Origin of the sequence: Streptomyces sp. NPDC001668, assembly GCF_042893155.1 — a bacterium.
Taxonomy (GTDB): Bacteria; Actinomycetota; Actinomycetes; order Streptomycetales; family Streptomycetaceae; genus Streptomyces.
Genome location: NZ_JBIAUQ010000006.1, coordinates 18,601 through 40,176 on the forward strand (window position 1 = coordinate 18,601; position 21,576 = coordinate 40,176).

23 protein-coding genes are annotated in these 21,576 nt (G+C 70.5%); 9 read left to right on the forward strand and 14 right to left on the reverse strand.

Features of this window, described 5'->3' with window-relative positions; translation table 11 throughout:
- Window positions 1-1,125, forward strand: a complete 1,125-nt coding sequence (gene disA / locus ACFYZ8_RS19715; protein ID WP_359030832.1) for a DNA integrity scanning diadenylate cyclase DisA — start codon at window positions 1-3, stop codon at window positions 1,123-1,125.
- A gap of 61 nt (window positions 1,126-1,186) precedes the next feature.
- Here disA and ACFYZ8_RS19720 read toward each other — a convergent pair whose 3' ends face one another.
- On the reverse strand, window positions 1,187-2,038 hold the full coding sequence (locus ACFYZ8_RS19720) for a hypothetical protein (protein WP_388537397.1): 852 nt from the start codon (window positions 2,036-2,038) through the stop codon (window positions 1,187-1,189).
- A 737-nt stretch (window positions 2,039-2,775) separates the two neighbouring features.
- On the opposite strand from ACFYZ8_RS19720, the gene ACFYZ8_RS19725 reads away from it, so the two are divergent.
- The 5 genes from ACFYZ8_RS19725 to cseC all read left to right on the forward strand — a co-directional run bounded on the left by ACFYZ8_RS19725 (window position 2,776) and on the right by cseC (window position 7,343).
- Window positions 2,776-3,747 carry an A/G-specific adenine glycosylase gene (locus ACFYZ8_RS19725; RefSeq protein ID WP_359030830.1) on the forward strand — a complete coding sequence of 324 codons (972 nt, stop codon included), beginning with the start codon at window positions 2,776-2,778 and terminating at the stop codon, window positions 3,745-3,747.
- 236 nt (window positions 3,748-3,983) lie between these two features.
- The gene (locus tag ACFYZ8_RS19730; RefSeq protein ID WP_020122536.1) at window positions 3,984-4,526 is read left to right on the forward strand and encodes a SigE family RNA polymerase sigma factor; all 543 of its coding nucleotides are present in this window, start codon (window positions 3,984-3,986) and stop codon (window positions 4,524-4,526) included.
- Window positions 4,511-5,188 (forward strand): hypothetical protein, encoded by a 678-nt coding sequence (locus ACFYZ8_RS19735; RefSeq protein ID WP_388537399.1) that lies wholly within the window; start codon window positions 4,511-4,513, stop codon window positions 5,186-5,188. The genes ACFYZ8_RS19730 and ACFYZ8_RS19735 overlap by 16 nt, the downstream gene beginning before the upstream one ends.
- 98 nt (window positions 5,189-5,286) lie before the next feature.
- Window positions 5,287-5,991, forward strand: coding sequence for a two-component system response regulator CseB (gene cseB, locus ACFYZ8_RS19740; protein WP_359030828.1), 705 nt, complete (start codon window positions 5,287-5,289; stop codon window positions 5,989-5,991).
- A complete protein-coding gene (gene cseC, locus ACFYZ8_RS19745) occupies window positions 5,880-7,343 on the forward strand; it encodes a two-component system sensor histidine kinase CseC (RefSeq protein ID WP_388537752.1) in 1,464 nt (487 codons plus the stop codon). The genes cseB and cseC overlap by 112 nt, the downstream gene beginning before the upstream one ends.
- A gap of 2 nt (window positions 7,344-7,345) precedes the next feature.
- Here the strand turns inward: cseC and ACFYZ8_RS19750 are convergent, their stop codons facing one another.
- The 4 genes from ACFYZ8_RS19750 to ACFYZ8_RS19765 all read right to left on the reverse strand — a co-directional run bounded on the left by ACFYZ8_RS19750 (window position 7,346) and on the right by ACFYZ8_RS19765 (window position 9,913).
- On the reverse strand, window positions 7,346-7,609 hold the full coding sequence (locus tag ACFYZ8_RS19750) for a hypothetical protein (RefSeq protein WP_388537400.1): 264 nt from the start codon (window positions 7,607-7,609) through the stop codon (window positions 7,346-7,348).
- Window positions 7,606-7,809 (reverse strand): class I SAM-dependent methyltransferase, encoded by a 204-nt coding sequence (locus ACFYZ8_RS19755; RefSeq protein WP_388537402.1) that lies wholly within the window; start codon window positions 7,807-7,809, stop codon window positions 7,606-7,608. Before ACFYZ8_RS19755 ends, ACFYZ8_RS19750 begins: the two co-directional genes overlap by 4 nt.
- Window positions 7,810-7,917: 108 nt before the next feature.
- Entirely contained in the window at window positions 7,918-8,205 is a 288-nt protein-coding gene (locus ACFYZ8_RS19760; protein ID WP_388537403.1) for a helix-turn-helix domain-containing protein, read from the reverse strand.
- Between the two features lie 142 nt (window positions 8,206-8,347).
- On the reverse strand, window positions 8,348-9,913 hold the full coding sequence (locus tag ACFYZ8_RS19765) for an MDR family MFS transporter (RefSeq protein WP_359030824.1): 1,566 nt from the start codon (window positions 9,911-9,913) through the stop codon (window positions 8,348-8,350).
- Between the two features lie 151 nt (window positions 9,914-10,064).
- On the opposite strand from ACFYZ8_RS19765, the gene ACFYZ8_RS19770 reads away from it, so the two are divergent.
- Window positions 10,065-10,661 (forward strand): TetR/AcrR family transcriptional regulator, encoded by a 597-nt coding sequence (locus ACFYZ8_RS19770; RefSeq protein ID WP_359030823.1) that lies wholly within the window; start codon window positions 10,065-10,067, stop codon window positions 10,659-10,661.
- A 392-nt stretch (window positions 10,662-11,053) separates the two neighbouring features.
- Here ACFYZ8_RS19770 and ACFYZ8_RS19775 read toward each other — a convergent pair whose 3' ends face one another.
- Window positions 11,054-11,602 carry a M23 family metallopeptidase gene (locus ACFYZ8_RS19775; protein WP_359030822.1) on the reverse strand — a complete coding sequence of 183 codons (549 nt, stop codon included), beginning with the start codon at window positions 11,600-11,602 and terminating at the stop codon, window positions 11,054-11,056.
- A gap of 380 nt (window positions 11,603-11,982) precedes the next feature.
- Between ACFYZ8_RS19775 and ACFYZ8_RS19780 the strand changes: the two genes are divergently transcribed.
- Complete coding sequence (locus tag ACFYZ8_RS19780; protein WP_388537405.1) at window positions 11,983-12,615, forward strand: HAD family acid phosphatase; 633 nt, start codon at window positions 11,983-11,985, stop codon at window positions 12,613-12,615.
- Window positions 12,616-12,694: 79 nt separating this feature from the next.
- On the opposite strand, the gene ACFYZ8_RS19785 is transcribed toward ACFYZ8_RS19780, so the two are convergent.
- A complete protein-coding gene (locus ACFYZ8_RS19785) occupies window positions 12,695-15,220 on the reverse strand; it encodes an ATP-dependent Clp protease ATP-binding subunit (RefSeq protein ID WP_359030820.1) in 2,526 nt (841 codons plus the stop codon).
- A gap of 430 nt (window positions 15,221-15,650) precedes the next feature.
- On the opposite strand from ACFYZ8_RS19785, the gene ACFYZ8_RS19790 reads away from it, so the two are divergent.
- Window positions 15,651-16,469 carry an SCO3374 family protein gene (locus tag ACFYZ8_RS19790; protein WP_388537407.1) on the forward strand — a complete coding sequence of 273 codons (819 nt, stop codon included), beginning with the start codon at window positions 15,651-15,653 and terminating at the stop codon, window positions 16,467-16,469.
- A 35-nt stretch (window positions 16,470-16,504) separates the two neighbouring features.
- On the opposite strand, the gene ACFYZ8_RS19795 is transcribed toward ACFYZ8_RS19790, so the two are convergent.
- The 7 genes from ACFYZ8_RS19795 to nadC form a co-directional block, all read right to left on the reverse strand.
- A complete protein-coding gene (locus ACFYZ8_RS19795) occupies window positions 16,505-16,840 on the reverse strand; it encodes an Lsr2 family protein (RefSeq protein ID WP_030942666.1) in 336 nt (111 codons plus the stop codon).
- 223 nt (window positions 16,841-17,063) lie between these two features.
- Window positions 17,064-17,612: an amino-acid N-acetyltransferase gene (locus ACFYZ8_RS19800; protein ID WP_359030818.1), complete on the reverse strand. Its 549-nt coding sequence runs from the start codon at window positions 17,610-17,612 to the stop codon at window positions 17,064-17,066.
- A 9-nt stretch (window positions 17,613-17,621) separates the two neighbouring features.
- Window positions 17,622-18,014: a BlaI/MecI/CopY family transcriptional regulator gene (locus ACFYZ8_RS19805; RefSeq protein ID WP_359030817.1), complete on the reverse strand. Its 393-nt coding sequence runs from the start codon at window positions 18,012-18,014 to the stop codon at window positions 17,622-17,624.
- Window positions 18,015-18,161: 147 nt separating this feature from the next.
- Window positions 18,162-18,326 (reverse strand): hypothetical protein, encoded by a 165-nt coding sequence (locus ACFYZ8_RS19810; RefSeq protein WP_037717523.1) that lies wholly within the window; start codon window positions 18,324-18,326, stop codon window positions 18,162-18,164.
- A gap of 633 nt (window positions 18,327-18,959) precedes the next feature.
- Window positions 18,960-19,640: a hypothetical protein gene (locus ACFYZ8_RS19815; RefSeq protein WP_359030854.1), complete on the reverse strand. Its 681-nt coding sequence runs from the start codon at window positions 19,638-19,640 to the stop codon at window positions 18,960-18,962.
- Window positions 19,641-19,781: 141 nt separating this feature from the next.
- Window positions 19,782-20,579: a type III pantothenate kinase gene (locus tag ACFYZ8_RS19820; RefSeq protein WP_359030816.1), complete on the reverse strand. Its 798-nt coding sequence runs from the start codon at window positions 20,577-20,579 to the stop codon at window positions 19,782-19,784.
- Between the two features lie 5 nt (window positions 20,580-20,584).
- Window positions 20,585-21,571, reverse strand: a complete 987-nt coding sequence (gene nadC, locus ACFYZ8_RS19825; RefSeq protein WP_388537410.1) for a carboxylating nicotinate-nucleotide diphosphorylase — start codon at window positions 21,569-21,571, stop codon at window positions 20,585-20,587.
- Window positions 21,572-21,576: the final 5 nt, after the last annotated feature.

Below are 21,576 nucleotides of genomic sequence, written 5' to 3' on the forward strand. Positions count from 1 at the left end.
GTGGCAGCCAACGACCGGGCAGCAGCTCCCGGAAAGTCCGGTGGGAGCGGCGGTTCCGATGGCCTGATGCGCGCCTCCCTGAGCGCCGTGGCCCCCGGCACCCCCCTGCGCGACGGCCTCGAGCGGGTGCTGCGCGGCAACACCGGCGGACTCATCGTGCTGGGCTTCGACAAGACGGTGGAGACGATGTGCACGGGCGGTTTCGTCCTGGACGTCGAGTTCGCGGCCACGCGTCTGCGTGAGCTGTGCAAGCTGGACGGCGGCATCGTGCTCTCGTCCGACCTGTCGAAGATCCTGCGGGCGGGTGTGCAGTTCGTGCCCGACGCGACGATCCCGACGGAGGAGACGGGCACCCGGCACCGCACCGCGGACCGGGTGAGCAAGCAGGTCGGCTTCCCGGTGGTCTCCGTCTCCCAGTCGATGCGCCTCATCGCCCTGTACGTCGACGGCCAGCGCCGCGTCCTGGAGGACTCGGCGGCGATCCTGTCGCGCGCCAACCAGGCCCTCGCGACCCTGGAGCGCTACAAGCTCCGCCTGGACGAGGTCGCCGGGACTCTCTCCGCGCTGGAGATCGAGGACCTGGTGACGGTCCGGGACGTCTCGGCCGTGGCCCAGCGTCTGGAGATGGTCCGCCGTATCGCCACCGAGATCGCCGAGTACGTGGTCGAACTCGGCACGGACGGACGCCTGCTCGCCCTCCAGCTGGACGAGTTGATCGCCGGCGTGGAGCCGGAGCGCGAGCTGGTGGTCCGGGACTACGTCCCCGAGCCGACCGCCAAGCGCTCCCGCACGGTCGAGGAGGCGCTGTACGAACTGGACGCCCTGACCCACGCCGAACTCCTCGAACTGCCCACGGTGGCCCGCGCCCTGGGCTACACCGGCTCCCCCGAGGCGATCGACTCGGGTGTCTCCCCCCGGGGCTTCCGCCTCCTGGCCAAGGTCCCCCGCCTGCCGGGCGCGATCATCGACCGCCTGGTGGAGCACTTCGGCGGCCTCCAGAAGCTGCTGGCGGCCAGCGTCGACGATCTGCAGACGGTCGACGGCGTGGGCGAGGCGAGGGCGAGGAGCGTCAGGGAGGGCCTGTCCAGGCTGGCGGAGAGCTCGATCCTGGAGCGGTACGTCTAGGCGTCCGCGTCAGGCTCCCAGCCGTTCTCCAGCACCCTCCCAGCCGTTCAACAGCACCCTCTCAGTCGTTCTCCAGCACGAACGAAGCCTGGACCGTGGCATACCCGGGCGCCTTCACCTCGACCAGGTACGTCCCCGCGCCTGCCGATCCGGCGGGCGGCGTCGCACAGTGCGGGGCGCTCGGCCTACGGTCCCACTTCACGGTGTACGTGATGCTGCTCCCGGCCGGAGCCCGGTAGACCAGGTTCCCGGCCGTCCTGGGGCAGTCCGCGGACGACCAGAACGTGTCGTCGGAGTCGGCCGGCGTGATCGTCAACACCGCGTTCTTCGGCCCGAGATCGACCTTGCAGTCGCTGCCGGAGGAGTTCGTCGCGGTCAGCAGCAAGGTGGGCGTCTGGCCCGGGTCGTAGGCGTTGCGCAGACTGCGCACGCTCAACTTCACCGCGCCCGCAGTGCAGTTGGGCAGTGCGGAACCAGCAGGAAGAGTGTCGCCCTGTCCGACCCCGGTGCCGCTACCGCCGCCCGCCGCGCTGCCGGATCCGCCCGCCCCGGCGGAGCCGCCGGTACCGGTCTCACCACCGGTCCCCGAGCCGTCTCCGGCGCCCGCACCGGACCCGGAGCCCGCTCCCGTTCCCGAGCCGCCACCGGTGTCCCCGCCGGTCGTCGACTCGTCGCGGCCGCCCGGGGCTTGGCTGATCGCCGGTCCGGAACCGGACGGTCCGGGAGTGATCGTCGAGGGGGAGGGATTCTTGCCGTTGGACCCGTCCGCGCCGTTCTTGCCGCCTCCGCCGCCGGAGCTGACGATCCATGCGATCAGCAGCGCCAGCACGGCGAGGACGGACAGCATGACGGCCCTCCGTCGCCAGTAGATGGAGGAGGGAAGCGGCCCGACCGGATTGCGCAGAGATCCCACGGCGCAAACTGTACGAGAGATCGGCGAGTTCGCCGCCCTCACCCGCCGCCCGGCGCCACAACTTTTCAGGATCATCATTCCGGAAACGGCGGACCCACCCCCGTCTTTCGCCAGGACTGCCACGTGATGATCGCGGGCGGTGACCGTATCGGTCCGCCGCCTACCGTCCGTGACCATGGAGTTCACGAACGCCCGGCTCCTCCACAGGGGTACAACACGGCGTCACGACATGGACGGGGGCCACCCCCGCTCCTCGCGGCACGCCCGCGGCCAGACCGCCCACGTGTTCGCGATCGCGTCCCTTGCAGCTGTGGCCATGGCTGCGGCGAGAGCCAACCATCCGCACTGGGAAGCCTGTTGGTGACAGTCAGGGTGACCGTCCTGGGCGACCTGGGCCGTTCGCGCGGCCGGTTCGTTCCTTCGGCGGGATGCCGGCCGGGCACCTGGTCACCGCTGCGGCCCAACCTCCGTAGGGCGGTCGGACCGAGAGCCGTCGACGACCGCCCGTCGGCCCTTGGCGATCGCCGCCGTCGCCACGCCGGGTCCGTTCTAGCCGCTGTCACAGGCGCTGTTGTGCGTCGAGCCCCACACGGCTCGCGCTGAGCGCGGGTGGCGCGAGGGCCGTCCGCAGGACGCGGGCACCTTCCCGGCCGCACCGCTGTCGCTCGTCCCGTCCGACGGCCCCGTCGGCGGCGATACGCCCGCACGGCCCCCCGCCATGGCAGGATCGGAAGGCCATGACTGCGCCCACGAAGCACCAGCCCCAGCCCCCGCACAGCAGCCCCGCCGACGGCAGCACCGACAGCAGCACCGACGGCATCACCGACCCTCCGCTCGGAGCGGGCCTGCACTCCCCCGTCATCGACTGGTTCGACGAGCACGCCCGGGATCTGCCGTGGCGGCGGCCCGAGGCCGGGCCGTGGGGGGTGATGGTCAGTGAGTTCATGCTCCAGCAGACGCCCGTGAGCCGGGTGCTGCCGGTGTACGAGCAGTGGCTCGCACGGTGGCCGCGGCCCGCCGATCTGGCCGCGGAGGCACCCGGCGAGGCCGTCCGCGCCTGGGGCCGGCTCGGCTATCCGCGCCGGGCGCTGCGGCTGCACGGCGCCGCCCTCGCCATAACGGAACGGCACGGCGGTGACGTACCGACGGACCACGCGCAGCTGCTCGCGCTGCCCGGGATCGGCGAGTACACGGCCGCCGCCGTCGCCTCCTTCGCGTACGGGCAGCGGCATGCGGTCCTTGACACCAATGTGCGGCGGGTGTTCGCGCGGGCGGTCACCGGGGTGCGGTACCCGCCGAACGCCACGACGGCCGCCGAGCGCAAGCTCGCCCGTGCGCTGCTGCCGGACGACGAGCGGACCGCCGCGCGCTGGGCCGCCGCCTCCATGGAGCTCGGCGCGCTCGTCTGCACGGCCAAGAACGAGACCTGTCAGCGCTGCCCGATCGCCGCCCAGTGCGCCTGGCGGCTCGCGGGCAAGCCCGAGCACGACGGGCCGCCGCGGCGCGGGCAGACGTACGCCGGGACCGACCGCCAGGTCCGCGGCCGACTGCTCGCCGTGCTGCGGGAGGCCCACCACCCCGTCCCGCAGGCGGTCCTCGACCGGGTGTGGCACGAGCCGGTGCAGCGGGCGCGGGCGCTGGACGGTCTGGTCGCGGACGGGCTCGTCGAGCCCCTGCCGGGTGGTTTGTATCGGCTGCCGTTGACATAGGTCCCGCTGCGGACAAGCGGCGAATCACCCTGAACCGGTGCGAACGGCCGCGCCGGTTTACCCCTTTTCGGCTTCCGTTACACAACCGACGGACAGCCGATTGCCAGCCGCGCGCTGCTCCGCACAGCCCCGTGACAACCGCTCCGTAGCTTCGTTGCCATGCCGCACGAAAGGCGGCGCACACGCGATGAGAACCGGCGGGGGACCGCCGGAACGGGGATCAGGAGGCGGTCTACATGGCGCAGGGCGAGGTGCTCGAGTTCGAGGAGTACGTCCGCACCCGGCAGGACGCGCTGCTGCGCAGCGCACGCCGTCTGGTCCCGGACCCGGTCGACGCGCAGGACCTCCTCCAGACGGCGCTCGTCCGGACGTACGGCCGCTGGGAGACCATCGAGGACAAGCGGCTGGCGGACGCCTACCTGCGCCGGGTGATGATCAACACCCGTACGGAGTGGTGGCGGGCGCGCAAGCTGGAGGAGGTGCCGACCGAGCAGCTCCCGGACGCCTCGGTCGACGACTCCACCGAGCAGCACGCGGACCGCGCCCTGCTGATGGACGTCATGAAGGTGCTCGCTCCCAAGCAGCGCAGTGTCGTGGTGCTGCGACACTGGGAACAGATGTCCACGGAGGAGACGGCCGCCGCCCTCGGCATGTCGGCCGGTACGGTCAAGAGCACGCTGCACCGGGCGCTCGCCCGGCTCCGCGAGGAGCTGGAGGCCCGCGACCTGGACGCACGCGCGCTGGAGCGTGAGGAGCGGGAGCGTTGCGCGGCGGCCTGACCGAACCCGGGCCCACCCGGCCGGACCTCGCTCCGGTCCGGGGGATCTTCCAGGCGGCGAGCACGGCGGTGGCCGTGCTGGCCGCCCTCGCCCTTTTTGTCTCCGCCTGCGCCACCGGCGGCACCGGCACCCGTGACGAGGGCCCGGCGCACGCGGTCGCGGGGGTCGACGCCTCACCCTCCGTCATGCCGTCCGCCCTGGCCTCCCCGCGCCTGGACCGCAAGGGCGCGGTCGCTCTCCTCAAGTCGGATCCCAAGGTCTCCGAGGCGGTCAAGCGCGATCTTGAGCCCTGTGTCGCCGACCAGTACCCGGTCGACCTGTTCTACGGCGACCTGACCGGCGGCTCGGCCGACGACGTCGTCGTCAACGTCGTGACCTGCGCCGATCTGGTGGGCGTCGGCTCGTACGTGTACCGCGAGGAAGGCGGTTCGTACCAGAATGTCTTCCAGACCGAGGAGCCTCCGGTCTACGCCGAGATCGACCGCGGCGATCTGGTGGTGACCAAGCAGGTGTACGAGAAGGGCGACGCGGTGTCGGAACCGTCCGGCGAGAACGTGACCACGTACCGCTGGGCCTCGGGGAGGTTCGCCGCGGTGTACCGGACGCACAGCGACTACAGCGACGTGATCGGCAAGGACCCGACGCCGGTGCCCGACAACTGACCTACGGCACGGTCCGCCGGCGTACGGCGTGAACCGGTCGGGCCGCCCGGAACGATCCCCCAGTGACCGCAACGACCCCGAAGAGTGAGAGCACCCGGATGGCAGACCAGACCCATGTGCTGTTCGTCGAGGACGACGACGTCATCCGCGAGGCCACCCAGCTCGCCCTGGAGCGGGACGGCTTCGCGGTCACCGCCATGCCCGACGGACTGTCGGGCCTTGAGGCGTTCCGGGCGGACCGTCCCGACATCGCGCTGCTGGACGTCATGGTCCCGGGCCTGGACGGGGTCAGCCTGTGCCGCCGTATCCGCGACGAGTCCACCGTGCCGGTGATCATGCTGTCGGCGCGCGCCGACTCGATCGACGTGGTGCTCGGTCTGGAGGCCGGTGCCGACGACTACGTGACCAAGCCCTTCGACGGGGCCGTTCTGGTCGCCCGGATCCGTGCGGTGCTGCGCCGCTTCGGGCACGCGGGCGGCGCCGACCGGGGCGAGGCGGGCACGGACCCGGCCGCCGGGGGTGTGCTGACCTTCGGCGAGCTGGAGGTCGACACCGAGGGCATGGAGGTGCGCAAGGGCGGGCAGCCGGTGGCGCTCACCCCGACCGAGATGCGGCTGCTCCTGGAGTTCTCGTCCGCGCCGGGCACGGTCCTGTCCCGCGACAAGCTCCTGGAGCGGGTGTGGGACTACGGCTGGGGCGGAGACACCCGGGTCGTCGACGTCCATGTGCAGCGGCTGCGGACGAAGATCGGCCAGGACCGGATCGAGACGGTCCGCGGCTTCGGTTACAAGTTGAAGGCCTGAGCAGGGGGACCTGGAGCATGCGGGGGATCCTTCGGGGCCCGGTGACGGAGCGCGTGGTGGTGCGGACAGGGCTGAGATGGAAGCTCAGCGCGGCCATCGCGCTGGTCGGCGCGCTCGTGGCGGTCGCGCTCAGCCTGGTGGTGCACAACGCGGCGCGCGTCTCGATGCTGGACAACGCGCGCGACCTCGCGGACGAGCGGATCCGGATCGCCCAGCGCAATTACGAGCTGACGGGCAAGCCGAACTTCCCCAGCATCGCGGTCGACGACCCTCATCTGCCGCCCCCGCTGCGCGAGAAGGTCGAGGAGGGCCGCCGGGCCACGTACGTCTCCGACCGGCCCGACCGGGGCCCGGACATCTGGGCCGCGGTCCCGGTCAAGGGCGGGCATGTGCTGTCCCTGCACACCGGGTTCACCGACCGCAGCACCGACATCCTCAAGGACCTCGACCAGGCCCTGGTGATCGGCTCCATCGCGGTGGTCCTCGGCGGCAGCGCGCTCGGCGTGCTCATCGGCGGGCAGTTGTCACGCCGGCTGCGGAAGGCGGCCACCGCGGCGAACCAGATGGCCAAGGGCGAGACCAACGTCCGGGTGCGGGACGCGATCGGCGGGGTCGTACAGGACGAGACCGACGACCTCGCCTCCGCCGTGGACGCCATGGCGGACGCGCTCCAGCAGCGGCTGGAGGCCGAGCGGCGGGTCACCGCGGACATCGCGCACGAGCTGCGGACCCCGGTGACGGGCCTGCTGACGGCCGCGGAACTGCTGCCCCCCGGCCGGCCCACCGAACTGGTCCTGGACCGCGCGAAAGCCATGCGCACCCTCGTCGAGGACGTCCTGGAGGTGGCCCGGCTCGACGGCGCCTCCGAGCGGGCGGAGCTCCAGGACATCCTGCTCGGCGAGTTCGTCGCCCGGCGGGTGGCGGCGAAGGACCCGGAGATCGAGGTCCGCGTGGTGCACGAGTCGGAGGTCACGACCGATCCGCGCCGCCTGGAACGCGTGCTGTTCAACCTCCTCGCCAACGCCGCCCGGCACGGCAAGCCGCCCATCCAGGTCACCGTCGAGGGCCGGGTCATCCGGGTCCGCGACCACGGCCCCGGCTTCCCGGAGGACCTCCTGGCGGACGGCCCGAGCCGGTTCCGCACGGGCAGCGCGGACCGGGCGGGACACGGGCACGGGCTGGGCCTGACGATCGCGGCCGGACAGGCCAGGGTGCTGGGGGCCCGGCTGACCTTCCGGAACGTACGGCCCGCCGGGGCTCCGGAGGGGGTGCCCGCGGAGGGGGCGGTGGCGGTGCTGTGGCTGCCGGAGCACGCGCCCACGGCTACGGGGAGCTATCCGCTGCTGCCGTGATCTCAGGTGGCCGCCACCAGCAGCTCCTCGCCCCTGGACGGTCGTACGCCGTCCGTCCTGCCCTCGAAGTAGCTGCGGTCCAGTTCCTCCACCGCCACGTGCCGGGCCTCGCGGAAGCCGGACTCGCGGGCCAGGGTCAGGATCTCGGCGGGCCGGAAGAAGCTCACGAACGGTGTGCCCGCCGCCCGCGCTCCCGCCACGGCCACCTCCAGCTGCGGGCGCTGTTCCGGCTCCACGTCCTCCAGCGGCCGTATGAACGTCGTCACGAACGTGGATCCCGCGGCGAGCGCGCGACCAGGCGGAACGTGGCTGCGTTCGCCTCCCGGGTGAGGTACATCGTGACGCCCGTCGAGGCCACGACGGCGGGGCGCCCGGTATCGAACCCCGCCTCGGCCGGCGGGCCGGCTCGACGCCCTCCTGCTCCTTGGCGCCGACGGGCGGTGGTGATGCCCAGGCCCTGGATCATGGCTCGGCTCTCCTGTCGTCCGGGGGTTCCTGTCCGTCACGGTAGGCAGGGGCGGGGGTGGGGCGCTTCTTCGAAGTGCGGTCTTCCTGGTGTTCGAAGCCGCGGTCTTCACGGGGCCTCTGGCAGTGGCTCTCGCGGTGGGGAAGCCGCCGGCCCAGAGCATGGCGTAGCAGCCGGGATCAGGGCGGCGCTCCGCAGCATCTCCTCGGCCCGCTCGATCCGCCGGTGGGTGAGGTACTGGCCGGGTGTCTCGCCGTACGTCTCCTTGAAGGCCCGCAGGAAGTGGCACCGCGAGTACCCGGCGTGCGCGGCCACGGCGACCAGGTCGAGCCCGGGATCGGCCCAGTCCCGGTCCATGGCGTCCTTGGCGAGCCGGATCTGCCGCACTTTGTCCATGCAGCCGATGGTGGCACGCGGCACTGACATCGACCCCTGGCGACGACTCCGCCGACGGGCATGGGGAAGGCCCCCGGGGCGGACACCATCCGGGGGCCTTCGGTTCTTCCGGTTCTCTCGGTCCCGCAGGAGCCGGTTCGGCTCAGACCTCGACCAGCGGAGCCGGCGCCGCGTCGTCCGCCGCCTTCTGCGGTCCCGCCCCCTTCAGCGGCACCTCCTTGACGAACACCGCCGCCACCAGCGCGATCACGGCGACGATCGAGCCGAGGAGGAACGCCGAGTGCGTACCGGCGGAGACCGCGTACTGGTACGCCTCGCGCACCGCGGCCGGCAGCTTCTCCAGGCCCTTCGCGTTCAGCGTCGCGGACTGCTCGGTCACCTTGGCCGCCGCAGCACCGCCCCGCTCGGCCATGACGTCCTGGACCCGGTGGTTGAACAGCGCGCCCATGATGGCCACGCCGAAGGAGGAGCCGAGGGTACGGAACAGGGTGGTGGACGAGGACGCGACGCCCATGTCCTTCATCTCGACGCTGTTCTGCGCGACCAGCATGGTGATCTGCATCAGGCAGCCCATGCCGAACCCGACGACGGCCATGAAGACACCGGAGGTGAACCGGGAGGTTCCCGTGTCCATCGTCGACAGCAGGTACAGCCCGATCACCATCAGGACGCTGCCGAGCACCGGGAAGACGTAGTAGCGCCCGCTGTTGGTGGTGATCCGGCCCGCGACCATCGAGGTCACCAGCATCGCGCCGAGCATCGGCAGGAGCAGCAGCCCGGAGTTGGTCGCGGAGGCGCCCTGCACGGACTGCTGGTACAGCGGCAGGAAGAGGGTGGCACCGAACATCACGAAGCCGGTGATGAAGCCGATGATCGACATCAGCGTGAAGTTGCGGCTGCGGAAGATGTGCAGCGGTACGACCGGCTCGGCCGCCTTGGTCTGCCAGAACACGAACCCGACCAGCGCGGCGACACCGATGCCGATCAGCTCCATGATCCGCGCGGAGGTCCAGGCGTACTCCGTGCCGCCCCAGGTGGTCACCAGCACGATGGAGGTGATGCCGACGGTCAGCAGGGCGGCGCCCAGGTAGTCGATACGGGCCTGTGCGCGCTTCTTCGGCAGGTGCAGCACCACGCTGATGAGGGCGAGCGAGACGACACCGAGCGGCAGGTTGATGTAGAAGGACCAGCGCCAGCCCCAGTTGTCGGTGATGGTGCCGCCGACCAGCGGTCCGCCGATCATCGCGAGCGCCATGACGCCGGCCATCATGCCCTGGTACTTGCCGCGCTCCCGGGGCGGGATCAGGTCACCGATGATCGCCATGACGCCGACCATCAGACCGCCGGCGCCGAGGCCCTGCACGGCCCGGAAGCCGATGAGCTGCCCCATGTCCTGGGCCATGCCACTGAGCGCGGAGCCGATCAGGAAGAGCACGATCGAGCTCATGAAGACGCCCTTGCGGCCGTACATGTCGCCGAGCTTGCCCCAGAGCGGGGTGGCGGCCGCGGTGGCCAGTGTGTAGGCCGTCACGACCCACGACAGGTGCTCGAGTCCGCCGAGCTCGCCGACGATCGTCGGCATCGCGGTGCCCACGATCATGTTGTCGAGCATCGCGAGCATCATGGTGATCATCAGCGCGAGCAGAACGACCCGTACGCTGCGCTGTTTCTTTTCCGGTTCGGTCTCGACCGTCTGTGTGTCCGCCATCGTTCCCACTCCCCTGAGGTCCTGCGGTACTGCCCTACTGCCCCGGCCGGGGTACTTACTTGCCGCCCGGCTAGTTGTCTACACTGGGGAAGGTAGAGGCCTAACTAGCCGGGCGTCAAGTAAGTTTTATGGAAAGCCGAGGAGCACGAGGATGGGCGGCACCATGGACGTCACGAAGCAGCAGCGCCGCGGCAACACGCGCCAGCGCATCCAGGACGTGGCCCTCGAACTCTTCGCGGAGCAGGGGTACGAGAAGACGTCCCTGCGGGAGATCGCCGAGCACCTGGATGTCACCAAGGCCGCGCTGTACTACCACTTCAAGACCAAGGAAGAGATCCTCGTCAGCATCTTCGACGACCTGACGCAGCCGATCCTCGACCTGATCGAGTGGGGCCGGAAGCAGCCGCACACGCTGGAGACGAAGCAGGAGATCGTACGGCGCTACAGCGAGACGCTGGCCGGTGCGACGCCGTTGTTCCGCTTCATGCAGGAGAACCAGGCGGCGGTCCGCGAACTGCGCGTCGGCGAGACCTTCAAGGAGCGGATGCAGGGGCTGCGCGAGATCATCGTCGACCCCGAGGCGGACCTGACCGACCAGGTCCGCTGCGTCAGCGCGATCTTCACCCTGCACGCCGGGATGTTCTTCCTCCAGGACATCACCGCCGACCCGGAGGCCAAGCGCAAGGCGGTCCTGGAGGTGGCGACGGACCTGGTCACGCAGGCCCACCGGGGCGGCGGGGAGGGGTAGGGGCGGTGCCCGGCGCCCGGGTGCAGCGGGTGCAGGGGGTGCAGCGAAGGGGCGGTGCCGGCGGACCGGCCCTGGGGCGCGGGCGGCCGGCGCCTGCGGGTCCGCTGGAGGAGGCGGCTGAGCGGTTGGCCCCTGCGGGCCGCCCGGAGGCAGCCTCAGCGGCTGACGCCACGGGTCGGGAGTGGAGCCGACACCGGCGGTTCGGCAGAGAGGCGGCGCGAAGGGCCGGCGTCCGGCCGCCGGCTCACGCACCCACCCGAGGGGTGACGTGAACGGCTGCGACCTCTCACTGCGACCCGGCGGCACTCTCCGCCCTCACCGGACCGCGACCCCGTACACCCCCGCGCAAAGCCGCCCGACCGCCCCAGCCCCCCTCACCCGGAACCTGACGCTCAGACCTTGACGCCCTTGGCCCGCAGGAACGCCACGGGGTCGATCGCCGAGCCGTAGTTCGCGGTGGTGCGGATCTCGAAGTGCAGGTGCGGGCCGCTGGAGTTGCCGGTGTTGCCGGACAGCGCGATGCGCTGACCGGTCTTGACGACCTGGCCGACCTTGACCTTGATCCGGGAGAGGTGGGCGTACTGCGAGTACCTCCCGTGGCCGTGCTTGATCACGATGGCGTTGCCGTAGGCGGACCCGTCACCGGCACCGCCCGGACCCGCCTTGACGACGGTCCCGCCGTGCGCGGCGACGACGGTCGTACCGCTCGGCACCGCGAAGTCCTGCCCGCTGTGGGTGGACTGCCACATGCCCCCGGCCTGCGCGTAGCTGGCACTGAGCGTGTACTTCTTCACCGGGTCGACCCACGCCGCCGAGGGCGACGCGGCCGAGGCGACTCCGGCCCCCAGCACGGCCGACGCACCGACGGACGCGGCCACGACGGCCACCCGGGTGCGGGTTATGGACGTACGGGAAGAGCGGGGGGAGACGCGCTGGAACATTCGGAACCTCGTGGAGCCGGGGACAGGGGAACCACCCGGTGCACGACGGCGGCCGGATGGCGCATCCCTTGGTAACCCCGAAGGCCAAAAACCCCAAAACCGCCCATCTACGACGGATGGTAGTAATAGCCCGCAGCGCACACATGAGAAGTCCGCCTATTTACCCGAATTGCCTGCCCCCAACTCAACACTATTCCGCCTAGTAACGGGCAAATCGCCTGTGCGGCAAGTCACCGGCGGCCCCCCGGTAAAACTCACGCCATGTGGCGCACGCCTCTAGCCTCCTACCAACCAGTAACCCTACGGTTCCCCTCGCGCCACCCTCGTCCCCGAACATGCACCAGACAACGGCATACGGACGTGAGAGGACCCCCACGAATATGAGAACCCGACGCCCCTGGGCGCGCCGCATCGCCGTAAGCACCGTCTCCGCAGCCGCACTCGTCGCCCTGGCCGTACCGGCCGAGGCCGCGACCACCAGCACGAGCGCTTCCACGACCGCCACGGCCGCCGCAGCGGACGTCGACTACGCGACCTGGCAGACCGACTGCCAGGCCGTGATGGACCAGGCTCTCCCCTACCTGAAGACGCGTATCGCCGCCCCCAAGCCCGGCGAGAAGCAGGCGATCGTCTTCGACGTCGACAACACCACCCTGGAGACGGACTTCGGCTTCAGCTACCCCTCGCCGGCCAACAAGCCCGTCCTGAACGTCGCGAAGTACGCCCAGGAACACGGCGTGACCCTGTTCTTCGTGACCGCCCGCCCCGGCATCATCGCCTCGGCGACCGACTACAACCTCAAGTACGTCGGCTACCAGGTGGGTGGCCTCTACGTCCGCGGCTTCATCGACCTGTTCAAGGACGTCGCCGCCTACAAGACCGCCCAGCGCGTCGACATCGAGAACAAGGGCTACACGATCATCGCCAACATCGGGAACAGCGCCACCGACCTGTCGGGCGGCCACGCCGAGAAGACCTTCAAACTCCCGGACTACGACGGCCAGTTGTCCTGACCCGCTCCCATGGCAGAACGCGAGAGGGGCCGGTGCTGGAAAGCACCGGCCCCTCTCGTCGGCCTCGCGGCCGTGAGGCTTACGCCTCCTTGCTCAGGTTCGGACCGGCACCGCCGGCCGCCTGCTCGATCGGCGGGACGTCGGGCAGTGCCGACTTCTCCTCGCCGCGGAAGGTGAAGGTCTGGGTCTCGCCCTCGCCCTCGGTGTCGACGACCACGATGTGACCGGGACGCAGCTCGCCGAAGAGGATCTTCTCCGAGAGCGTGTCCTCGATCTCGCGCTGGATCGTGCGACGCAGCGGCCGCGCGCCCAGCACCTGGTCGTAACCCTTCGTGGACAGCAGCTCCTTGGCGGACTGGGAGAGCTCGATGCCCATGTCCCGGTCCTTGAGGCGCTCGTCCACCTTGCCGATCATCAGGTCGACGATCTGGAGGATGTCGTCCTGGGTCAGCTGCGGGAAGACGACCACGTCGTCGACGCGGTTGAGGAACTCGGGCCGGAAGTGCTGCTTGAGCTCGTCCGAGACCTTGTTCTTCATGCGCTCGTAGTTGGTCTTCTTGTCACCCGAGGCCGCGAAGCCCAGGTTGAAGCCCTTGGAGATGTCCCGGGTGCCGAGGTTGGTCGTCATGATGATGACCGTGTTCTTGAAGTCCACGACCCGGCCCTGGGAGTCGGTCAGGCGACCGTCCTCCAGGATCTGCAGCAGCGAGTTGAAGATATCCGGGTGGGCCTTCTCGACCTCGTCGAACAGGACGACGGAGAACGGCTTGCGGCGGACCTTCTCGGTCAGCTGGCCGCCCTCTTCGTAGCCCACGTAGCCGGGGGGCGAACCGAAGAGCCGCGAGACGGTGTGCTTCTCGCTGAACTCCGACATGTCGAGGGAGATCAGCGCGTCCTCGTCACCGAAGAGGAACTCGGCGAGCGCCTTGGACAGCTCGGTCTTACCGACACCGGACGGGCCGGCGAAGATGAACGAACCACCGGGACGCTTCGGGTCCTTGAGGCCCGCACGCGTACGACGGATCGCCTTCGACAGCGCCTTGACGGCGTCGACCTGGCCAATGACCCGCTTGTGGAGCTCGTCCTCCATGCGCAGCAGACGCGAGGACTCCTCCTCGGTCAGCTTGAAGACCGGGATGCCGGTGGCGGTCGCGAGGACCTCGGCGATCAGCTCGCCGTCGACCTCCGCGACGACGTCCATGTCGCCGGCCTTCCACTCCTTCTCGCGCTTGGCCTTGGCGGCCAGGAGCTGCTTCTCCTTGTCGCGCAGGGAGGCGGCCTTCTCGAAGTCCTGCGAGTCGATCGCGGACTCCTTGTCCCGGCGGACACCGGCGATCTTCTCGTCGAACTCGCGCAGGTCCGGCGGCGCCGTCATACGACGGATGCGCATCCGGGAGCCCGCCTCGTCGATCAGGTCGATCGCCTTGTCGGGGAGGAACCGGTCCGAGATGTACCGGTCGGCCAGGGTGGCGGCCTGGACCAGCGCCTCGTCCGTGATGGAGACGCGGTGGTGGGCCTCGTACCGGTCGCGCAGACCCTTGAGGATCTCGATCGTGTGCGGCAGGGACGGCTCCGCGACCTGGATGGGCTGGAAGCGGCGCTCGAGGGCCGCGTCCTTCTCCAGGTGCTTGCGGTACTCGTCCAGCGTGGTCGCACCGATGGTCTGCAGCTCACCGCGGGCCAGCATCGGCTTCAGGATCGAAGCGGCGTCGATGGCGCCCTCGGCGGCACCCGCACCGACCAGCGTGTGCAGCTCGTCGATGAACAGGATGATGTCGCCGCGGGTGCGGATCTCCTTGAGGACCTTCTTCAGGCGCTCCTCGAAGTCACCGCGGTAGCGGGAGCCGGCGACCAGCGCGCCGAGGTCCAGGGTGTAGAGGTGCTTGTCCTTGAGGGTCTCGGGCACCTCGCCCTTGACGATGGCCTGGGCGAGGCCCTCGACGACGGCGGTCTTGCCGACGCCGGGCTCACCGATCAGCACCGGGTTGTTCTTGGTACGGCGGGACAGCACCTGCATGACCCGCTCGATCTCCTTCTCGCGCCCGATGACCGGGTCGAGCTTGGACTCACGAGCGGCCTGGGTGAGGTTCCGGCCGAACTGGTCGAGGACCAGGGACGTCGAGGGGGTGCCCTCGGCAGGCCCGCCGGCGGTGGCGGTCTCCTTGCCCTGGTAACCGGAGAGCAGCTGGATGACCTGCTGCCGCACCCGGTTGAGATCTGCGCCCAGCTTGACCAGGACCTGGGCGGCGACGCCCTCGCCCTCACGGATCAGGCCGAGCAGGATGTGCTCCGTGCCGATGTAGTTGTGGCCCAGCTGAAGGGCCTCGCGGAGCGACAGCTCCAGGACCTTCTTGGCACGGGGGGTGAAGGGGATGTGCCCGGACGGGGCCTGCTGGCCCTGGCCGATGATCTCCTCCACCTGCTGGCGGACCGCCTCGAGCGAAATCCCGAGGCTCTCAAGGGCCTTGGCGGCGACACCCTCACCCTCGTGGATCAGGCCCAGGAGGATGTGCTCGGTGCCGATGTAGTTGTGGTTGAGCATCCGGGCTTCTTCCTGAGCCAGGACGACAACCCGCCGCGCGCGGTCGGTGAACCTCTCGAACATCGTTAATCGCTCCTCAGAGCGGTCAGGCAGTGGGGGGAACTTCCCCTCCCTGTCCTTCCGCAGCTTAGTCCCGCAAGCGGGGACCGCTCATTCCAACTGCCGACACCGTCGATGGCCTCCTGACCCCGAACGCCGACATCTGCTCCAACCCGATGGTGCGAGACGATGTTCCCGCAGGCCAGGCAGTTACCCCAGTCGCCAGTACGCCGATGGCGAACGTGAGACGGCCTTTCCTGCGTGTCGCCCCCTCCCACTAGGGATGTCTTACCCGCGCGAACCGACACTCCATGCCGCACGCCCCCCGTCCCTCCGCTATGGGCGAACAACCTTGCGCTACCCCGCACCCCCGCGCGCCCCCATTTCGGCCACTCTTCGCACATACCCTTACACCCAGCGTAACTCTCGTGTCTTTTCGGCGGTTGCACTTTGCATGGTCGGCAGCCACCCCCCTCTCGCCTCGGATCTCACCGCGGTCCCGCTTCCCCGTCGGCCGCTCGACGCGGCCGCCGGTGGCGACGATCCGGTCCGCCGCTGGTACGAGAACGAACTGGGCTGGCCCACGGTGCCCGGATCCACCCCTGAATCTCCCGTACGCCTGCGCCTGGGCCTGCGCTTCGACGTCCTGGACGTCCCGGCCGAGGCGGGCCGGGCGGCCCTGCGCCACCTCGACGGGGCCTCTCCGGTGGCGCTGCGGGGCGACCGTATGCGGCTCCTGGTGGCCGCGGGCAGCGCGGAGGAGCTTCCGGGCCTGCTGGACTGGCTGGAGTGGGGATCGCTGGGGCTCGACCTATGGGCGGTCGGCACGGGCGGCGTGATGCGGGCACCGCGTCCGCCGGAGGCCGGGGCGGGCGGGTACGGGGAGGTGCCGTCGGGGCGGCCTGCGGGTCCGGGGTCCGGGTCCGACTACGGGTGGGGGTCCGGGTCCGACTACGGGTGGGGGTCCGGGTCCGGCGGGGGTGAACGCCTCGTCCCGCCATCGTCCCCGGAACCGGGCGGGCTCACGCCGCGGCCCTCGCCCGCGGAGGGAACCCGGGCGGCCGGGAGCCGGCGGCCTGTCGTCCTGGGCCGCCCGGGCACCCTGCAGGGGGCCGCCGTATGGCTGCGGCCCCCCGAGCCTGGGTGCGAGGTCGAGGCCTCGCTGCCGGCGATGTCGGCGCTGGGGGGCGGTGGGGCCCCCGATCTCGTACGCGTCGTGAACACGGTGGCGACGCAATGCCACCGGCTGCGGCTGCGGCGCGCTCGGCCATAAGCCTTCGCGGGCCCCGGCCTTCGTCAGCCCGCCGATCAGGCGTTGGCCTTCTCGTAAGCCTCGCGAATGCTCGCCGGAACACGGCCGCGGTCATTGACCTCGTAACCGTTCTCCTTGGCCCAGGCACGGATCTGAGCGGTGTCCTGGCTGCCACCGGAAGCGGCCCGCGCCTTTCCACGCCCACCCGAAGCACGGCCTCCGGTACGGCGACCGCCCTTCACGTAGGGCTCGAGAAGTCCACGGAGCTTGTCCGCATTGGCGGTCGTGAGATCGATCTCGTACGTCTTGCCGTCCAACGCGAACGTGACAGTCTCGTCCGCCTCGCCGCCGTCGATGTCGTCGACAAGAAGGACCTGAACCTTCTGTGCCACCGGATTTCCTTTCATCCAATACTTGAGGGCCGGGGGTCTGCGGCGTCCGCCGTTTCGCCGTCCCCTGATATATGCAGTACTGCAGTACGTCGGAAAGCAAACCGCTTTTGCTGGGAAAACACAAACCCCCGGGAGAGACCGACAGGGGCCTCCCCGTCCAGAAACATGCGCGTTTCGGACATAGGGAACCTGGGCAGGGCCGAGGGCCGGAATCCCTTGACGATCACAGATGCAGAAGCATCCGGCTGTTGCCCAAGGTGTTCGGTTTCACTCGTTCGAGACCGAGGAACTCCGCCACGCCTTCGTCATAGGAACGCAGTAGCTCCGCGTAGACATCGGTGTCAACGGGTGTCTCACCGATCTCGACGAAGCCGTGCTTGCCGAAGAAGTCCACTTCGAAGGTGAGACAGAAAACGCGACGAACGCCGAGCCAGCGGGCCGTCTGCAACAACTTCTCCAGCAACTGATGCCCGACACCGGCACCCCTCAGTCCGGGCTTCACCGCGAGAGTGCGCACTTCCGCGAGGTCTTCCCACATGACGTGCAGGGCGCCGAAGCCGACCAGCTCGGCGTTGTCGTCCCGCTCGGCGACCCAGAACTCCTGGATGTCCTCGTAAAGCGTCACGGTCGCTTTGTCGAGGAGGATGCGCTCGTGGACGTAGGAGTCAAGGAGCCGACGGATGCCGGCGACATCGCTGGTACGGGCCCGCCGGACGGTGATGGCTTTTGCGGTGACTTCGGGGTTCTCGGCGGAGGGGCTCTTCGCGGACATGAGCGGACGCTATCGCTCGCCGCCCCGCGATGCCGAGTCGGGGTTCTCCACGGTCGGTCCACCGACGATCCGTACGGCGTCCTGGAGGGCCTGTCGCTGTTCCTCGCTCATCATGCCGAAGAAGGCGACGAGAGCGGCGGCGGGGTTGTCACTCTGCGACCAGGCGTCGTTCATCAGTGCGGCGGCGTAGGCGGCCCGTGTGGAGACCGCCTCATATCGATAGGCCCGGCCTTCCGCCTCACGGCGCACCCAGCCCTTCTGATGGAGATTGTCCAAAACGGTCATCACCGTGGTGTAGGCGATGGACCGTTCCTGCCGGAGGTCTTCCAGGACTTCTCGAACGGTGACCGGGCGGTTCCACTTCCACACCCGCGTCATGACCGCGTCTTCGAGTTCTCCCAATGGGCGAGGCACACCTCAGCACAATAGTGGGAGATCCGGCTATCGGCGTGACGGACGGGCCTTTCAACGCCAAACAGCAACAAAAAGGGCGTACGGCTCCGAAAACACGGCGGCTCGGGAGTCGTACGCCGACGAGGGCGCGGCCGGTCAGTCGGCCTGCTTGGTCGCTTCCGCGCGCGCGAGCGCGGCGTCGACGGCCGCGTCCTCCTTGGCCTTGTTCGCCCCGCCCTGGGTCTTCACGATCACCCGGATCACACCGATGAAGAACACGGCCATGACGACCGGGGGCACGAGCGCGGAGACATAGTCCATGCGTCCAGAGTAGCCACGCGCGACCGGACAACCCGGGCGGGGTCCACCGGAAGCCCGCGGGGGCGACCGGGGCCGGTCACGCGGTCGACTGCCTCGCGGTAGCGCGGGATGGCTGCGGGGACTGACTACCCGGCCGCTCGATCCCGCGGTGATGCGGAGGGGCTACGCGGCCCGCAGCTCTGCGGTGACGGTGCCCGGCGCTCAACCTGCGGCCAGCTGGTGGGGCGGGGTGCCCGGTCACGTGGTCGACTGCCCCGCGGTGGCGACGGCGACTGCCGGCCGACGACGCGGCCGGCTGTCCCGCACGGCGGCGCAGGACGGCTGCGGGGACAGGCCGTCCGGCCGACTCCGCCCCCGCGGTGGCGCTGGATGACCGCAGAGGCCGACCGCGCCCGGCCAACACCTCTCCACTGGTGCAGGGTGCCGGCAGAGACTGACCACCCGCCCCGCCGCCCCGCAGGGCCGCGAAGACCGACGACCCGGCCGCCCCGCGGTGGCGCGGAGTGGACGCAAGGGCTGGGCACCCACCCGGCCGCCCCGCGGTGGCACGCTCGGCGGCCCGGACCGCGCAGCCGCCCGCAGCCCCGCGGTGGCGGTGTCCCGTGCTCGGCTCGTGGCAGGCTGCTGCGGCGCTCAGCCCGCGGCCAGCTGCTGCTGCGGGTTCGTCGGTGGCTCGGCCGGCTTGCGGCGGGGGAATACCTCGCCGGGCGTGGGAATCGGCCGGGAGGGCTTCGGGGCGGCGGGGGCGGGCTTCTCGGCCGGTTTCACCGGAGGCTTGGCCGGCTCCTTGCGCGGTTCGCGCTGCGGCTCCTTGGCGTCCAGCTCCGCCGGACCGCCCCGGGCGTCGCCGGAAAGGCCCCCGGAGAGGCCGCCGGGCAGCGCCAGGAGGCGCGTACGGGAGGCCGGGACCACCGGGGCCGCCGCGGTGCGCCTCGCGCCCGTGGTGCCCGCGAGGCGGGCCCGCACGTCCCGTTCGGCCAGCACCTGGCAGCGGCTCAGCAGCGCCGCCGCGACGGGGTTGCCGCGCAGCGCCCGCAGCGCGGCGAGGTCGTCGGGCTCGGGCCGGTACCCGGCACCCAGCGCCTCCTCCAGCAGCGTGAGGTAGCCGGCGGCGGTGCCGGGCAGCGCGGCGCGGTACCGGGCGAGGTCGGCCACCAGGAAGGCGCGCAGGCGGGCACCCTCACGCACTGCCTCGTCGAGGGACTCGGCGAGACGGTGGCAGTCCTTGATGTCCTCGGCCGAGGCGGGGGCGGGGTGCAGGGCGAGGGCGAGAGCGCGGCGGAGCACACGCAGCTCCTCCGCGCCGAACGCCATGCCGCCGCGGGATCCGTATGGCGTGGGCATGCGGCGACAGTACGCGCTAATCAGACAAACTCGTCATAACGGACGGGTGTGGCGCGACAGGGCCACACCAATGCCGGTCCACGCCCCCGACGGCCCCCACAGCCCGGCGGGTCACATCCGCGACACGTTCCGCTCGTACACCAGCCGCAGCCCCACCAGCGTCAGCCAGGGCTCGTGCTCGTCGATCACCGACGACTCCCCCAGCACCATCGGCGCGAGACCGCCCGTGGCGATCACGGTGACGTCGTCCGGGTCGTCCGCGAGTTCGCGGGCCATCCGGCCCACGACCCCGTCGACCTGCCCGGCGAAGCCGTACACGATGCCGGACTGCATCGCCTCGACCGTGTTCTTCCCGATCACGCTCCGCGGCCGGGCCACCTCGATCTTCCGCAGCTGCGCCCCCTTCACCCCGAGCGCCTCCACGGAGATCTCGATACCGGGCGCGATGACCCCGCCGACGTACTCCCCGCGCGCGGACACCGCGTCAAACGTCGTCGCCGTACCGAAGTCCACGACGATCGCGGGGCCGCCGAACAGCTCGACGGCCGCCACCGCGTTGATGATCCGGTCCGCGCCGACCTCCTTGGGGTTGTCGGTGAGGATCGGCACCCCCGTCTTCACGCCGGGCTCGACCAGCACGGCCGGTACGTCGCCGTAGTAGCGCCGCGTCACCTCGCGCAGCTCGTGCAGCACGGACGGCACGGTCGCGCAGATCGCGATCCCGTCGATGCCGTCGCCCAGTTCGTCCCCGAGGAGCGGGTGCATGCCCATCAGGCCCTGGAGCAGCACCGCCAGCTCGTCCGCCGTGCGGCGGGCGTCCGTGGAGATCCGCCAGTGCTCGACGATGTCCTCGCCGTCGAACAGCCCGAGGACGGTGTGCGTGTTGCCTACGTCGATCGTGAGGAGCATCGCGACTACTCCGCCTCGCGCAGGTCGAGCCCGATGTCCAGGATCGGCGAGGAGTGGGTGAGCGCGCCGACGGCGAGGTAGTCGACCCCGGTGTCGGCGTACGCGCGCGCGTTGTCCAGCGTCAGCCTCCCGGAGGCCTCCAGCGCGGCCCGCCCGTGCACGAGCGCGACGGCCTCCTCGCACTCGCCGGGCGTGAAGTTGTCCAGCAGGATCAGGTCGGCGCCCGCGTCCACGACCTCCCGCAGCTGGTGCAGGGTGTCGACCTCGACCTCGATCGGCACGTCCGGGAAGGCCTCCCGTACGGCCTTGAAGGCCTGCGCGACGCCACCGGCGGCGACCACGTGGTTGTCCTTGACCAGCGCCGCGTCGGACAGCGACATCCGGTGGTTGACCCCGCCGCCGCAGCGCACCGCGAACTTCTCCAGCGACCTGAGCCCGGGGGTCGTCTTCCGGGTGTCCCGCACGCGTGCCTTGGTGCCCTCCAGCGCGTCCGCCCACGCGCGCGTGGCGGTCGCGATGCCGGAGAGCCTGCACAGCAGGTTGAGCGCGCTGCGCTCGGCGGTCAGGAGGTCACGCGTGCGCGTGGTGACCGACAGGAGCTTCTGTCCTGCCTCCACCCGGTCGCCGTCCTCGACGTGCCGCTCCACCTCGAACTCGTCCTCGCAGACCACCGAGACGACCGCCTCGGCGACCCTGAGGCCGGCCACGACGCCCGCCTCGCGCGCGACGAAGTCGGCGGTGGCTACGGCGTCCTCGGGGATGGTCGCGACGGTCGTCACGTCCACGCCGTGGTCGAGGTCCTCCTGGATCGCGACGTTGGCGATGTCCTCGACCTCCACGGGGTCGAGCCCGGCGTCGGCCAGGAGCTGCGCGAGCGCGGGGTCGAGCCCGCACTCCAGGTATTCCTCGTCGAGGCCGTCGGCGGCGGCGCCACAGGCGCAGCCGTCGCCGCAGCCGCCGGACGAGGCGAGGGGAAGATCGTCGGTGCTCACTGCTG

Excerpts from the sequence above, each read along its gene's own strand:
- ACFYZ8_RS19725 (WP_359030830.1), top strand. The coding sequence starts at position 2,776 with ATGACTGCGCCCACGAAGCACCAGCCCCAGCCCCCGCACAGCAGCCCC.
- ACFYZ8_RS19730 (WP_020122536.1), top strand. The coding sequence starts at position 3,984 with ATGGCGCAGGGCGAGGTGCTCGAGTTCGAGGAGTACGTCCGCACCCGG.
- cseB (WP_359030828.1), top strand. The coding sequence starts at position 5,287 with ATGGCAGACCAGACCCATGTGCTGTTCGTCGAGGACGACGACGTCATC.
- ACFYZ8_RS19755 (WP_388537402.1), bottom strand. The coding sequence starts at position 7,809 with ATGATCCAGGGCCTGGGCATCACCACCGCCCGTCGGCGCCAAGGAGCA.
- ACFYZ8_RS19760 (WP_388537403.1), bottom strand. The coding sequence starts at position 8,205 with ATGGACAAAGTGCGGCAGATCCGGCTCGCCAAGGACGCCATGGACCGG.
- ACFYZ8_RS19765 (WP_359030824.1), bottom strand. The coding sequence starts at position 9,913 with ATGGCGGACACACAGACGGTCGAGACCGAACCGGAAAAGAAACAGCGC.
- ACFYZ8_RS19770 (WP_359030823.1), top strand. The coding sequence starts at position 10,065 with ATGGGCGGCACCATGGACGTCACGAAGCAGCAGCGCCGCGGCAACACG.
- ACFYZ8_RS19775 (WP_359030822.1), bottom strand. The coding sequence starts at position 11,602 with ATGTTCCAGCGCGTCTCCCCCCGCTCTTCCCGTACGTCCATAACCCGC.
- ACFYZ8_RS19780 (WP_388537405.1), top strand. The coding sequence starts at position 11,983 with ATGAGAACCCGACGCCCCTGGGCGCGCCGCATCGCCGTAAGCACCGTC.
- ACFYZ8_RS19785 (WP_359030820.1), bottom strand. The coding sequence starts at position 15,220 with ATGTTCGAGAGGTTCACCGACCGCGCGCGGCGGGTTGTCGTCCTGGCT.
- ACFYZ8_RS19790 (WP_388537407.1), top strand. The coding sequence starts at position 15,651 with ATGGTCGGCAGCCACCCCCCTCTCGCCTCGGATCTCACCGCGGTCCCG.
- ACFYZ8_RS19800 (WP_359030818.1), bottom strand. The coding sequence starts at position 17,612 with ATGTCCGCGAAGAGCCCCTCCGCCGAGAACCCCGAAGTCACCGCAAAA.
- ACFYZ8_RS19810 (WP_037717523.1), bottom strand. The coding sequence starts at position 18,326 with ATGGACTATGTCTCCGCGCTCGTGCCCCCGGTCGTCATGGCCGTGTTC.
- ACFYZ8_RS19815 (WP_359030854.1), bottom strand. The coding sequence starts at position 19,640 with ATGGCGTTCGGCGCGGAGGAGCTGCGTGTGCTCCGCCGCGCTCTCGCC.
- ACFYZ8_RS19820 (WP_359030816.1), bottom strand. The coding sequence starts at position 20,579 with ATGCTCCTCACGATCGACGTAGGCAACACGCACACCGTCCTCGGGCTG.